This is a genomic window from Paenibacillus urinalis, assembly GCF_028747985.1.
Lineage (GTDB): Bacteria > Bacillota > Bacilli > Paenibacillales > Paenibacillaceae > Paenibacillus > Paenibacillus urinalis.
Window position 1 is genome coordinate 1,170,960 of the sequence record NZ_CP118108.1, and the last position, 13,791, is coordinate 1,184,750.

General features: G+C 45.1%; 15 protein-coding genes. 5 read left to right on the forward strand and 10 right to left on the reverse strand.

Annotated features, from left to right (window positions below):
* Positions 1-34: 34 nt before the first annotated feature.
* Positions 35-541 (forward strand): hypothetical protein, encoded by a 507-nt coding sequence (locus PUW25_RS05165; protein ID WP_274338197.1) that lies wholly within the window; start codon positions 35-37, stop codon positions 539-541.
* 66 nt (positions 542-607) lie between these two features.
* On the opposite strand, the gene PUW25_RS05170 is transcribed toward PUW25_RS05165, so the two are convergent.
* The 5 genes from PUW25_RS05170 to PUW25_RS05190 form a co-directional block, all read right to left on the reverse strand.
* Positions 608-1,066 carry a hypothetical protein gene (locus tag PUW25_RS05170; protein ID WP_274338198.1) on the reverse strand — a complete coding sequence of 153 codons (459 nt, stop codon included), beginning with the start codon at positions 1,064-1,066 and terminating at the stop codon, positions 608-610.
* Between the two features lie 902 nt (positions 1,067-1,968).
* Positions 1,969-2,892 (reverse strand): proline dehydrogenase family protein, encoded by a 924-nt coding sequence (locus tag PUW25_RS05175; protein WP_047912266.1) that lies wholly within the window; start codon positions 2,890-2,892, stop codon positions 1,969-1,971.
* Positions 2,893-3,055: 163 nt separating this feature from the next.
* On the reverse strand, positions 3,056-4,483 hold the full coding sequence (locus tag PUW25_RS05180) for an aspartate ammonia-lyase (RefSeq protein ID WP_370510357.1): 1,428 nt from the start codon (positions 4,481-4,483) through the stop codon (positions 3,056-3,058).
* Positions 4,484-4,782: 299 nt separating this feature from the next.
* The gene (locus tag PUW25_RS05185; protein ID WP_047912265.1) at positions 4,783-5,769 is read right to left on the reverse strand and encodes a ring-cleaving dioxygenase; all 987 of its coding nucleotides are present in this window, start codon (positions 5,767-5,769) and stop codon (positions 4,783-4,785) included.
* 71 nt (positions 5,770-5,840) lie between these two features.
* Entirely contained in the window at positions 5,841-6,287 is a 447-nt protein-coding gene (locus PUW25_RS05190; RefSeq protein ID WP_047912264.1) for a MarR family winged helix-turn-helix transcriptional regulator, read from the reverse strand.
* Positions 6,288-6,484: 197 nt separating this feature from the next.
* Between PUW25_RS05190 and PUW25_RS05195 the strand changes: the two genes are divergently transcribed.
* Positions 6,485-7,255: a YwaF family protein gene (locus tag PUW25_RS05195; protein WP_238546393.1), complete on the forward strand. Its 771-nt coding sequence runs from the start codon at positions 6,485-6,487 to the stop codon at positions 7,253-7,255.
* A gap of 84 nt (positions 7,256-7,339) precedes the next feature.
* On the opposite strand, the gene PUW25_RS05200 is transcribed toward PUW25_RS05195, so the two are convergent.
* The 5 genes from PUW25_RS05200 to PUW25_RS05220 all read right to left on the reverse strand — a co-directional run bounded on the left by PUW25_RS05200 (position 7,340) and on the right by PUW25_RS05220 (position 10,455).
* A complete protein-coding gene (locus tag PUW25_RS05200; RefSeq protein ID WP_047912263.1) occupies positions 7,340-8,131 on the reverse strand; it encodes an SDR family oxidoreductase in 792 nt (263 codons plus the stop codon).
* Between the two features lie 167 nt (positions 8,132-8,298).
* The gene (locus tag PUW25_RS05205) at positions 8,299-8,574 is read right to left on the reverse strand and encodes a YqkE family protein (protein WP_047912262.1); all 276 of its coding nucleotides are present in this window, start codon (positions 8,572-8,574) and stop codon (positions 8,299-8,301) included.
* 390 nt (positions 8,575-8,964) lie between these two features.
* Complete coding sequence (locus PUW25_RS05210; protein ID WP_047912261.1) at positions 8,965-9,621, reverse strand: peptidylprolyl isomerase; 657 nt, start codon at positions 9,619-9,621, stop codon at positions 8,965-8,967.
* 189 nt (positions 9,622-9,810) lie between these two features.
* Positions 9,811-10,221: a hypothetical protein gene (locus PUW25_RS05215; RefSeq protein ID WP_047912260.1), complete on the reverse strand. Its 411-nt coding sequence runs from the start codon at positions 10,219-10,221 to the stop codon at positions 9,811-9,813.
* 72 nt (positions 10,222-10,293) lie between these two features.
* Complete coding sequence (locus tag PUW25_RS05220) at positions 10,294-10,455, reverse strand: hypothetical protein (RefSeq protein ID WP_177178795.1); 162 nt, start codon at positions 10,453-10,455, stop codon at positions 10,294-10,296.
* 163 nt (positions 10,456-10,618) lie between these two features.
* On the opposite strand from PUW25_RS05220, the gene PUW25_RS05225 reads away from it, so the two are divergent.
* From PUW25_RS05225 to PUW25_RS05235, 3 genes are all read left to right on the forward strand, one after another.
* The gene (locus PUW25_RS05225) at positions 10,619-10,972 is read left to right on the forward strand and encodes a hypothetical protein (protein WP_238546392.1); all 354 of its coding nucleotides are present in this window, start codon (positions 10,619-10,621) and stop codon (positions 10,970-10,972) included.
* Positions 10,973-10,997: 25 nt separating this feature from the next.
* Positions 10,998-12,887: a sensor histidine kinase gene (locus PUW25_RS05230; protein WP_274338199.1), complete on the forward strand. Its 1,890-nt coding sequence runs from the start codon at positions 10,998-11,000 to the stop codon at positions 12,885-12,887.
* 104 nt (positions 12,888-12,991) lie between these two features.
* Entirely contained in the window at positions 12,992-13,684 is a 693-nt protein-coding gene (locus tag PUW25_RS05235) for a hypothetical protein (RefSeq protein WP_052512004.1), read from the forward strand.
* Positions 13,685-13,791: the final 107 nt, after the last annotated feature.

Sequence of the window (13,791 nt, forward strand, 5' to 3'; positions counted from 1 at the left end):
TGTATGTTATTGTTTTTTTAAAAGGAGGTAAAACATGAAAAACATATATTTTATGTTATTTATTGTATTTATCTTATCTGCTTGTAGTAATAGTGAAGTATCACCAGTGACGCATGAAGCACAAATTCAAGATTTACAGACCGAGAATCAACAACTAATAGAAGAGCTTGACGCTTCTAAAATGGCTCCTTCTGAGAAACATATGAATGTGATTAGAGGAACACTGAATGCGTCTTTTAAGATTATTGGTGCGATGAATAACAAAGATTATGTAACCCTAGAATCCCTTTCTGTTCCTACAATGGAGTTCGACGAGCAGGAAGAAACTTATACACTAAAAGACGATGACCACAAGCAGGATGTTTCGATGTTGTCCTCTATTGAAATAGGCAATTTAGAATACCGGGGATATCATCAAACGAATGAAAATGAAGTCGAAGTATTTCTCGCTAATGTTCACCATGAAGGGCACGTGGCTATATATATGCATTTTGAATTAGTTGATGGACAATGGTTATATAAAGGACATTATACGAATTAAAAGTATAGATTCCCCCCTGAGAACAAACGTTAATTTGAACATGAATCAGCGTTTGTTGTTTGATGGTTATTCAATATTATATTTTTTGAATACTTCTTCACGGTAGTTAATATATTTATCTGTCTCATTTTCTTCTGACTGTCGTGAAGACTCCTCAGACATTCTGCTGATTGATACCTCTGGATGATCCAGGCTGTACTTACCTAGATTTTCGTTCATAATACCGTAATCCCCAAACGTATTTTTCACTAAGAAAATGACACTTTGATCTCCTTTTTGAAGTTCTACATAATCGTCAACGATCAATTTGGTCTCTCCATCTAAACCAATGGGTTCAATGATGGATGTCGTTTTTTGATCTTGAGGTAAATCATCCGGTTTTTTAAGGATCTTGTCGATTTGTATCTCAGTTAAAGTGTAGAAGTCTTGAACTTCGCCATCTCCATAATGTGTAATCTTATGTTCTCTATCGATAAAGCTTTTTGTAGGTGTACCAATAATAATAAGCTCTGCTAACTGATCCATATGATCGACGCTTTCATACTGAAAAGAATTAGTACTCAATGATCTGAAGTTAGTTAGGTTGTCTTTTCTTCAGTAATTTGAGATGGGGTATCATGATAAGGGCGACTACGGTTTAAAATAGACATACTCCACAAAATCAAGATCAAAGCAATAAAAGAGATGATACTTATGTATAGGATTTTATACTTGTTCTTTTTCATGCTCTATTAGTCCCTTCATGTTCTATTAGTCACTTCATGATTTAGTTGCCCTGCATATTTTTGATAGAGATGATATCGTAACGCAGCTACAAATACTCCTGTATTTTTCCTTTATAGTATAATTTAACAATACCAAAGAGTCCGATAAAATAAAACCATCGGACACCTAACAAGCCCTCCCCCAAGAGAAGAATAGGGGAAGGGCACTGTTCAGCCAGCTGGCCCCCAGGCTCAGTAAGCGAAATGATTCGGTAGAAGCGACAGCGTTCGTATTTGGATTGGAAAGAATACCGCTTAGAATAATTCAAAGCTTTCCAATCCAAGAACGATCGGACGAACATTCGCTTATAGAGCCCCCAAGGCCAGCCGCAGTTATCTTTGCTCCCAGAGTGTCCCCCGCGAGCTATCCAAACCAAAGAGTCCGATGAAATAAGAACATCGGACACCTAACAAGCCCTCCCCCAAGAGAAGAATAGGGGAAGGGCACTGTCCAGCCAGCTGGCCCCCAGGCTCAGTAAGCGAAATGATTCGGTAGAAGCGACAGCGTTCGTATTTGGATTGGAAAGAAAACCGCTTAGAATAATTCAAAGCTTTCCAATCCAAGAACGATCGGACGAACATTCGCTTATAGAGCCCCCCAGGCCAGCCCGCAAGTTTCTTTTCGCTAACAGAGCCCCGCGGCAAGCCCTTCCAGAACTACCCTCATCTGCCCATATTCTTCAACACCAGCATTAAATTGCCCGGCTTCTCCGCAAGCCGCCTCGTATAATACGGGTACCACATCGTCCCATAGGGTACATAGCATCTTACCCGATAACCTTCGGCCGCCAGCCGTTCTTGTTCCTGCATTCTCAGCCCGTAGAGCATCTGAAATTCAAATCGTTCCTTGGAAATGCTATGCTCCGCTGCGTATCTCTTCGTAAATTGAATGATCCGATCATCATGCGAAGCAATTGCCGTATAAACGTCCTGATCCAGATGCAGCTGAATGATACGCTCAAACTGGCTGCGTACATCCTTTGCATTTTGATAAGCGATGGCAGCAGGTTCTTTGTAGGCGCCCTTAACCAGGCGAAGTGGAATATGGTGCTCAATACAATGCTGTACATCCGCTTCCGTCCGAAACAGATAGGCCTGGATTACAGTACCGACATTGGTGAGCCCCTCGCGATGAAGCCTCTCCACGATCTGAAGAGTCGCTTCAGTGTAAGGCGAATCCTCCATATCAATCCTGACAAAATTACGATGATACTTAGCCTCGCGAGCGACAGCCCGAATATTCTGGTAGCATGCTTCCGGATCCAGCGCGAGCCCCATCTGGGTTGGTTTCAAAGAAACGTTGGATTGAACCTTGCTCTTCGATATCCCTTCGATGAGACGAATGTACTCATCCCGGTAGCCTGTTGCCTGTTCCAGCTGCTGAATGCCCTCGCCAAGATGATCCAGAGTAGCCATGATTCCAATTTCATTTAGTTTCCGCACTTCCGTAAGAGCACCATCCAAGTGTTCACTGGCAATAAATCGTCTCGCGAGCGATCTTCCGTATTTTATCGTAAGCCGTTCAATACGTGGATTGCCGGCAATCGTAAGTAGCGTTTTTCGATACAGCTCGTTCGTAGTTATCATGGGCGATATCTCCCTTCTCTCCTAATCATATGTATGGGGAGAAGAGGGCTTAAATAACAATCCAATACGGAAAATAAGCCGTATTCTCGTAAGTGAGAACACGACTTATTTAAACTTGTCGTCCAGTTCGTCGTTCGAAAGGAAGACGGGGTATAGCTGTGGATTAATTCATATGCAGGAAACGTTCTCCGGCAATGCCGGGTGTCGTCATTTGTTCTGGATGAAGAATTTCATCCAGTTCCTCCAGGGTCAGCAGTCCGCGTTCCAGAATAATGGCCGTGATGGTGGAGCCTGTACGCAGAGCTTCCTTAATGACACCGGCCGCTACATCATATCCGAGATGTGGATTCAGTGCGGTAATCATGCTGAAGCTTTGATCGAGCACTTCTTTGATTCGTTTGCGATTGGCCTCTAAATCCTTCACCAGGAAGTCATGGAAGGCACTCATGCCATTATTCATGATTTTCAGAGATTGAAGCAGATTAAAGGCGATGACCGGTCCCATGACATTCAGCTCGAATTGACCCGCTTCACAGGCCAGCGCAATGGTATGATCGTTACCGATGATCTGGAACGAGATCTGGTTCATCACTTCGGCCATGACCGGGTTTACCTTGCCTGGCATAATGGAGGAGCCTGGTTGTCTCGGCGGCAGGAGCAGCTCGGAGAATCCCGCTCTTGGTCCTGAAGCCATCATACGAATATCATTGCAGATCTTGGACATGTTCACGGCACAGACCTTGAGAGCTGCCGAGAGTTCAAGATAACTGTCTGTATTTTGGGTAGCATCCACCAGATCCTCCGCTGTATAGAGGGGGAGTCCGGTGATTTGTGCCAGGTGGCTGGTTACCTTTTCGATATATTCAACTTTGGCGTTTAGTCCTGTACCAACAGCGGTCGCTCCAAGATTAATAGAGAGTAGACGTTTGGTTGCATGATCGAGCCGTTCGATATCACGAGTGAGTACTCTCGCATAAGCGCCAAATTCTTGTCCGAGCTTAATCGGAACCGCATCCTGCAAATGGGTGCGCCCGACTTTAACGACATCGTCGAATTCTTTCTCTTTACGTTTAAAGCCCTCTGCAAGCTCCTTCATCGTACCCAGCAGATGCTCGCTAAGGCGATAAGCTGCAATACGGAGAGCTGTTGGAATGGCATCATTGGTCGATTGGGACATATTTACATGATTGTTAGGATTGCAATGGAAGTAGTCGCCTTTATTTTGATTAAGCAGCTCGAGACCGCGATTTGCGAGAACTTCATTCATATTCATATTGATCGAGGTGCCGGCGCCGCCTTGAATGGAATCGACGATGAAATGATCAAGGTGCTGGCCTTTCATGACTTCTTCAGCAGCGGTAATGATGGCACTGCCGATCGGCTGAGGAAGCATTTTTAAATCCATGTTGGCCGCAGCAGCAGCTTTTTTGACAGCAGCTAATGCAGTGATCAATTCCTTTTCAATAGGAACTCCTGTGATCGGGAAATTCTCGACGGCGCGCATCGTTTGGATACCGTAATAGGCATTCTCAGGGATGGCTTTTTCGCCGATAAAATCTTTTTCAGTTCTAATTAATCCTGACACTTTTATTCCCTCCAATAGGAAACGGTTATGATGTGCTTGCCGGGGTGTACATCACTGGATTGCAAACAAGCACTACTAGTATACCTCAAAGTATCCAAGATTTTCACAAAAAAGCAGATAGGGTCGACTTTGTTCCTATTATTATATGCAGTGCGCAGTGAATTGGACAGGACTAGGCGTTCACACTCAATGAATATAAGATGTCCACAGAGGAGAGAGACAGAGATGTTTGGAAAAAAGGCACATCAACCATATAACTGGTTAATATGCCTTGGTGCATTGGCTGCGTATAACTCTTAACTATTTTAAGATTGTTGGGTATTCAGCGGTTTCAGCATCTTCTCAATCACACCGCGACTTTCTTCAAGGAAAGGCGGAAGGGCTAGAGATTCTCCCAGATGGAGAATATCCTCATCCGTATCAAAGCCCGGACCATCCGTAGCCAGCTCGAACAGGATGCGGTTACCTTCACGGAAGTACAGGGATCTGAAATAGAATCGATCCACAAATCCGGAATTCGGAAAGCCATAGCTGTTGATACGAGGGATCCACGCCTTCAATTGATCTTCATTCTCTACACGCAGAGCTACATGGTGTACACTTCCGCGTCCGGGACGTTCAACCGGCAGATCCGTTCTTTCTTCAATATGAATTTCCGTACCGCTGCCGCCTTCCCCAACCTCGTATACCTCAATATCCGGTTGACCAGGCACATTAGAAGGATAACTTCCTTTGTGACGGAAGCCCAGCACTTCGATCAGTACAGCTGCTGTATGCTCGCCTTGTTCTACGGTCAGCTGCACGGGTCCGAGTCCTACAATGGCATGCTCCTGAGGAATGACACTCTTCTCCCAAGGTACTCCGCCGGCGACCCCTTCATTATGCTCATCGGAGACAAGAATGAGGCGCTGCTGTTCAAAATCACGAAAAGCCAGTGTCTTGCGTCCAGCGCGTTCCGTAATCTCATCATGATCGACCTCGAGTTCCTCAAAACGCTGCTTCCAATAAGCAAGGGAGGCATCGCTGGGCACCCGGAGAGAGGTGGCCGAAATACTGTTCGTCCCTGTGCGTGTTTGTCCCGCATTTGGCATTTCGAAGAAGGTCAGCTCGGTACCGGGATTTCCTTTTTCATCGCCGTAGAATAGATGATACATCGAATTGTCGTCTTGATTCACCGTTTTTTTGATGAGACGCAGACCTAGGGTCTTGGTGTAAAACTCGAAATTTTCTGGTGCCTTGGCTGTAAGCGCAGATACATGATGGATTCCTTTGATTGCAGCGAGTTCCGTCATAATAAGATAACCTCCCCATAATTTACATTGTAATTTATAAAAAATCCGCCAGAATACACGCAGATGAGCAGTTAGTCTTGCAGCTTCTTGAGCAGCTTAAGCAGCTCCTTACGCTCGTCTTTACTTAGTTTGCTGAATTGGGATGCTTGGAATTGCTCTTGTGCTGGCACAACCTCTTCATATAATGCTCTGCCTTGATCGGTAAGAGATACATATTTGGTCTTCCAGTCTGTTTCCCGTTGAATCAGACCTAAATCCTCCATCTTACTCAATAGCTGAGTAATATTGCCCTTAGTAACAAGCAGCTTGTTCGCCAGCTCCTGCTGTGACATCCGCTCCTCAGTGCCCACCTGAACAAGGACGTCGAATTGAGCTGTTGATAAATTCCAGGCCTTCAAATGCTGATTATTTTCCCGGATGTTATGGTTATAGATGCGGGACAGCCGGAACCATAGCAGCAGACCGAGCCGTTCCTCCGGTTTGGACAGGTGAGGAGGAGTGAAGTTTGCTTCATTCATCCAAGTTCCTCCTTCAATAGAAATTTGAGTTTAGAACTAAACTTATTGAGTTCAGTTTATAATTAAACTGATAATATGTCAACTGTCTTTTTTTCATGTTTAATTCTATGAGTTTCTTCTATATGATGGCTTTCCATCCTCATGGAGATCCATTATGATCAAATTAACTTTATTCTCGAAAGGAAGAGGAGAGATCCTTGCATACCATTGTTGCTGACCTATCCATCTTCAATCCTTATAATGCACCGAGGTTTGAATTCATGTCTCTTGCTCATGCAGGAGCAGTAGCTGTCATTATTGTTCTTCTGCTCGCGATGTTTATGTATCGACAGAAGCTGAGGAACTCCGTATCGGCTAGAAAAATACTGCGCTGCATACTGCTGTCACTACTGATTCTATCGCAGCTCATGCTTGAAGTATGGTATCAGATCTATGATCTATGGGATCCGGCTTACACGCTGCCGCTGGAGCTATGCAGCATTACGCTTCTTCTGTCATGTGTTATGCTGGTGACCCGAAATCGCGTGCTGTACATGCTTGTGTTCTATGCTGGAATCTGCGGTGCGCTGGCTGCATTACTAACGCCTGATTTGGTATATACCTTCCCTCATTTTCGCTTTATACAATTCTTCATCGCGCACGGCTCTATTATTGCTGCCGCCTTATATATGACCTGGATTGAGCAGGTGAGACTCACGATAACCTCGGTTCCGCTCTCTATGCTGCTGCTTAATCTTATTGCTGGCATCGTGTGGTGCTTCAATCAAGTATTCGGGGCGAATTATATGTTCCTGTCCCACAAGCCGGAGTCACCTTCTATATTAGATATGCTCGGACCTTATCCTTACTATATTCTTGTCGAAGAATGGGTCGCATTCGTGTTATTTACCATGATGTATATCCTCTTCTTCTATCTGCCCTCACGTGCCTCAAGCAAGACGGTAAGCAAGGATCATGTATCACTCTAGCCTGCAATTCTTACAGCAAAAAAACCTCCATATTCGCTGCGATATTGCAGCAGGTATGGAGGTTCTTCTATACGTCTTGTCTTATTATCCGCGGAGCAGGGATTCTGCTCCATCGATATAGACTTCGGTGCCGGATATATGGGAGGCTTCATCTGAGGCCAGGAACAAGACCAGAGAAGCGACTTGGTCAGGCTTGCCTGACTTACCGGCCAGCGGCTGATCTCCTTCAGGAAATTCGACCGGAATTTGAACCTGATCCAGATCCTCAGAGCGCTCCGTCTTGGAATCAATATTCGTGTCGATCGCGCCGGGATGAACAGAATTGACCCTGATTTTATATCTGGCAAGCTCCAGTGCCGCCATTTTCATAAATGCAGCTTGACCGGCCTTTGTCGATGCATAAGCAGAGAAGCCAATATTCGAGAATACGCGGTTTCCATTGATGGAGCTGTTAATAATGATGCTTCCGCCATTCTCCTTCATGTGAGGTATCGCGTATTTAACCGTGGCGAACGTACCTCTCATATTAATGCACATCGTTTGATCCCAATCTTCGATTTCCATCGTTTCAATCGGCGCCATTTTTCCGTTTACACCGGCGTTGGCGAAGACAACATCAATTCGACCTGCCCGTTCTGCAACGGTGTTAATCGCATTCTCCACCATCTCGGGCTTCGCGATGTCGCATTCAATGACTTCAGCCCTTCCGCCGTTCTGCTCAATCCTACTTTTGGTTTCTTCTGCTCTTTCGACGGTTCGATCAAGCATAAATACGTGCGCACCTTCCTCTGCCAATCGAAGGGCAGCGGCTTGCCCTATGCCGGAACCTCCCCCGGTCACAATGGCAATCTTATTCTCAAATCGAAGATTCGGCATAACGATTCCTCCCTAATCCATAGTCTATTATTCGTGAAGCTTTCTAACGTAGAAATACCCCCGGCAGCGGTAGGTTGAATCATAGGGAAGAGGGGGAGTGCAACATTTTGCAAAATCCCCAAGCACAGAGCCTGTCTTCACAGGTCAGTGCTTGGGGATTCCGCATTTTATTTATATTTGTGCCAATCGAGGTTACTGTTCTCTAGAAGATATTCAAAGTTGTTGTCGAGTTTTTTTTGCTCTGCCTTTTTCTTCTCTTCTGCCAACCGGCGAGCTTCTTCCTGTCGCTGCTGATTGGCTGCCTTAATTTCCTTAGCCTGCGCCTTGAGCTTGCCAAGCACTTCATCGCTCAGCATGTCCTTCAGCGTCGCTGCTCCGGATTCTTCACGGCTCGAAGTACGGTTAGTCGACTGCCGGGACGGCGTGTTTCTTTTTTTGACCATGATGATCCCTCCGTTTCATCGTCGCAAAATTATAACAGGTACACAGGGTGGATTGGAAGTATAAGTAGCAGGAAAGTGGAATAGAAATAAATTAATGATAGCGCTTTCTAAAAATTGGTGTAATATAAAGTAGAGGAAGAAAATAAGCGAACTAGAGTATATAGCTCATTTTGAACACCGATACTACGACTAATTAAACAGTGAAGGGGTCGTTGCTATTGGAACTAAACACGCAGCTATTGAAAGGGTTAATGTGGGGCATCCTGCTCAGTGTACCGCTCTGGATTTCGATCATGGGATGGATTAGCTTAATATGGTGATGATACGGGATAAATGGTGTACGTAATAAAGACCGGACAAACGAAGGAGTCCGGTCTTTTTGCTGTTTTTCTATTGAATTTTCTCCGGTTCTGGATATTCAACACCCAGTGTGTCAACAGTAACCTTGGTCATCACGGGCGGATCAGTCGGACGGTCGTTCTGATCTCTTTCAAGATTGGCTATTTCATCAACAACGTCCATGCCTTCAGTCACTTTAGCAAAGGCAGCATAAGTATTGTCTAGATGCTCTGAATCGGCTTGTACGATAAAAAATTGGGACCCAGCCGAATCAAGGTCATTGGATCGTGCCATGGATACGACACCGCGAACATGCAGCAGATGATTCTTCACCCCGTTGCTGGTAAACTCGCCCTTAATGCTGTAACCAGGACCGCCGGTCCCTGTTCCTTCTGGATCGCCGCCCTGTATCATAAAGTTCGGGATAACCCGGTGAAAGATCGTTCCATCATAAAAGCCGCTGTTGGCAAGGGATATGAAATTGTTCACCGTATTTGGCGCAACTTCAGGGTAGAGTTCCATTACGATCTGCTTGCCATTGGACAGCTCAATGGTAGCAACCGGATGAGACTTCTCAGGGTCAGGAACACCAATCCCTCCAAACTCAAGCTCGTCATTCTCTGCAGTATCCTTTCCACACCCTGCCAGAATAACGACAAGCGTAGTCAGGAGCAAGAGGAATTTGAAGCCTTTGGATCTGAACAACATGCTGTTTCCTCCTTGATATAGTTTGAATATGTTCTCATCATACCTTTTTTTAATCCATTTAGAAACGCTCATCGGAATAGACACGAAAATGTCATAGCTGTAGAAGAGGAGAGGAGTGTGACGGAACAAAAAAACAAGCTGCTGCAAATGAAGACACCGCAACAGCTTGTTCATTATCTTATTTTTTATTCATTTCTCCGGACTTCCGCCGGCGCCATTGATCAGATCTGTACCATGCATGGCATCCGGGTCTGGAGCAGCCGGATCCACCGGGCTGTTTGCATCGATATCATCTGCATCAGGTACGGAAGTAAGGTCGGGCTCGGTGGATCGGATCAGCACATCCTGCCGTTCCATGAAATCCTCGTCCGCTGCAAATTCAATGGAAGAGGCGCTGCGCACATCCTGCATCGGTTCCTTTTGAGCCGTTTCGGCATCAAGCGGTGTCGTGTCTTCATCAAGACTTACGGTTTGCTCTGTATACGTATTTACATAATCCAAATCATCTTCAGGTACGGTATTCAGCGGATCCGGCTCCTGCATGGATTTATAACGGTCATAGGCAAAATCGGCTTCGTTAGTATGTGGTCTATTATTCATGTGATATCTCTCCTTAGTCTTATCATCTTCATGCAATGCATAGCAGTTCATAGTTACGGATAGCGTGTCCATCTAGAACATGGGGAATACAAATTTAACGAGAAAGTATAGGAATCCGAAAAATAGGATGATATAAGCTGCGTATTTGATAAATGTAGATGCGACTAAGCTGGAATCAGATTTCTTCTGAACATCCTTGTGCTCGACTTCCACATTTCGATGTGTGTTATTCATTTTTTTTATCCTCCTTCATGAATTTGAGAGGTCTGATCAACGTACTTGACTATTTCTTAAACCGAGCTTTCGCTCCCGAATCAATTGAATACAATGAATATAGTTTCGTAAAATCCATGTTAGCTATAAAATATAGAGAGTCATTAGGAATGGGGGAAGACAGGTGATGGAATGGTGTACATTCTCGAATATGATCGGATCAATCAAGATCGGTCAAAAAGCATCTACACCTGGATACTCACGGACGGTCATTCGTAAACCTGACGGCCTCTACTGGTCTTCTGGCTTATGGAACGGCAGGATTGTGGAGATCAAGGACTACCTATTCTCAGATATATGGACCATCTACGAGGATGAGGAGAGTCTGGTCTGGCTTGAATACCGGGAGGAAGCAGAACAGAGGGAACTAGAAATGATCAAGAATCAGTATGAAGCAGAGCGCGAGAGACTTCGGGATGAGCGAGAGAATAGTATTGTAGATATCAATAAAGTGTGGAAAAATAAGGATGTATATTAATTTTATCGAGTCTTGAGGTGTTCTAATGAAGATCGGGCCCAGAGTATCGGCGGCTATCATCTTGTGTTTACTAGGGGTACTCTTCATCCTGCCGCAAGCAGTCTTGCACGCACAGGAGAAGGATATACAGAAATTGTCGCGGGACATGCTCTGGTTTAATGACAGTGTCAACCTCAGCTATGAGGAGCTGATGGAGGGGAATTATAAGTGGACAGCGATTGATGACAGCTATTTTGCTGATGAGATGGATCCATCTACGGTTCATGCCGCATGGACCAGAATCAAGCTGCCAGCCGATCTAGATGAGAGATCGGGACTTCTGCTTGAATATATTTATGGACAGCAAATTGATATCTATATAGACGGAGAACGTGTAATAGGACAATCCAATAATTATCCGTTTGATCGGAATCATATTCTGTTGTCTCTCGATCAAGAGGATGCAGGCAAAGTCGTGTACATCTGGACACACAGCAGTGATAGAACAGTAGGCTTGAGCGAGGACGCATGGACAGGGTCTTATATAGACTTAAGCGGCATGTATCTTAGAGATGGTTTATCGTCGGTCCTGATAGGTGGTATCCTGCTTCTGCTTGCCGTCCTTATTGCGGTAACCTGTTTATTTATGACCCGGGTGAATACAAGACAGTGGTCCTCAATGATGGGGGTCATTATCTGCTTCGGGCTGGCTGTCTTGCTGTATTCGCCGACTTTATATACGTTGTACCCTGATTACAGCGAGATTCTGGTTACAGGCTTCGAAGCGGCTTTGATTCTGCTGCTGCCGCTCTTGGCCTATTGTTTTGAACAGATGATCGGACCTGGACCAGGCGGATTAATCAATAAACTGTGGAAATCGATGCTGGTATACATCGCATTCTGCATGCTGGTTAGAGTCGTCAATGCATTAACGGGGGATGTCATCTATGCGTTTTATGAATTCCTGACCCGGCCTGTGTTCGGCGTTGTATTTATTGTAGAGCTTATTCTGCTGACCTATTTTGCCATCCTGGAGGCACTTAAGGGGAACCGTAAAGCCTATTTGCTATCATGCGGTTCTGGAATATTTACAGTCGCTGCCGTTGTCGAATGGATTCTATATTACACCTTGAATTGGTATGACTTCTGGATGATCAAGTGGGGGATGCTTGCATTTACCGTCACTCTAGTGATCATCAAGACCAATCCCTTGTGGGGTAAGCATGAGCAAGTAGAGCTGTATACGAAAGAGCTTGAAGTATTTAATAATGAGCTGCAGCGCTCGGAAAAGATCAAGATTATAAGTGAATTAGCGGCTTCTGTCGCACATGAGGTGCGTAATCCCCTTCAGGTAACCCGCGGATTTCTGCAGCTGATGAGCAAGCAGGAGAATTTGAGGAATCGAAGATATGTCAGCATCGCGATTGAGGAGCTCGATCGGGCATCCGAGATTATTAATGATTTTCTGACCTTTGCCAAGCCGGAATTTGATCAGATCAGGCTTATTAATCTGGCGGAAGAATTCAATCACATCGAAGGTGTGCTGATTCCGATGGCCAATCTGGAGGGCTGTGTCATTACGATGGATGTACCTGAGAACCTGTGGGTTCGGGGAAACACCTCCAAGTTTAAGCAAGCATTTATTAATATTCTCAAGAACAGCATAGAGGCAATTCAGGGCAGCGGCGAGGTTAGAGTCAAGGCTTATTCGAGAGGCAAGGAAATTTTTATTCATGTACAGGATACCGGAATAGGGATGAATGAGCAGGAGCTCATGAGACTCGGTGAACCTTATTTCTCCAATAAAACGAAGGGTACGGGGCTCGGCATGATGGTGACATTCCGGATTATTGAGGCTATGGATGGAAGTATAGAATATAGCAGCGAGAAGGGGATTGGAACGGAGGCTGTTATTCGTTTTCCTTCGGGTACTTGAGCTTGTAATTCAGGTTGTTCATGTGCAATGGATAAAAAAGGGTGTGTTCGTCCACACTAACGAAGTGCAGACAATTTATTGCAGCTAGAAAGGTGGACAAACACATGAACAAATATATTTCGCGCATCGCTTCTGCGGCTCTTCTGATTTCGATTATGACAGGGTATGCAGGAGGGGCCGAAGCACAGGAAGCAAAGACCCCGGATCCGGTATTTACCGAGTTTGAGGTAGATGCAAATTGCGGTCAAGGACATCACCTCTATTTCATGGATGAGACAGCCAAGATTCTGAATATGGATCTGAAGGAACTGGCATCCCAAATGGAACAAGGGAAGACGATTGTAAGCATTGCGCAGTCGAAGGGAATGACAGACAAGCAGCTCGAGAAGAAGCTTATTCCTGCTATCGATAAGCGGGTGGATGCCGCGGTCAAAGAAGGCTGCCTCACGAAAGAACAAGGCACCACGATGAAATCAAATATTCACGCCCGGCTCGCCAAAGTGATCAACACTCCGCTCAGTGAGCTTCGCGGGCGGCATGCACATCATGGCAAAGGACATCGTTTAAATCGCGAGGAAATTGCCAAGTTTCTCGGTCTGACGCCGGATCAGCTTAACCAAGAGCTTCGGCAAGGGAAGTCACTGGCTGAAATCGCCAAATCAAAAGGTGTATCCGAGAAACAGCTGGTGGATAAATTGAAGGAAGAGTTAACACCTGATCTGGAGAAGTTTATCCATCGGAAGATCAAGATCGATGGGGCGCCGGGAAAAGAAGCCCTTAAGCATGATCATAGCTAAAGTCTAAATAAAAAATTCCCTTCAAGCAGGAATGTCATACATTGACAGACGAAGCTTGAAGGGGATGTTTAATTACTAGGGAAATCTGCATGTGCAGATTAAGAATA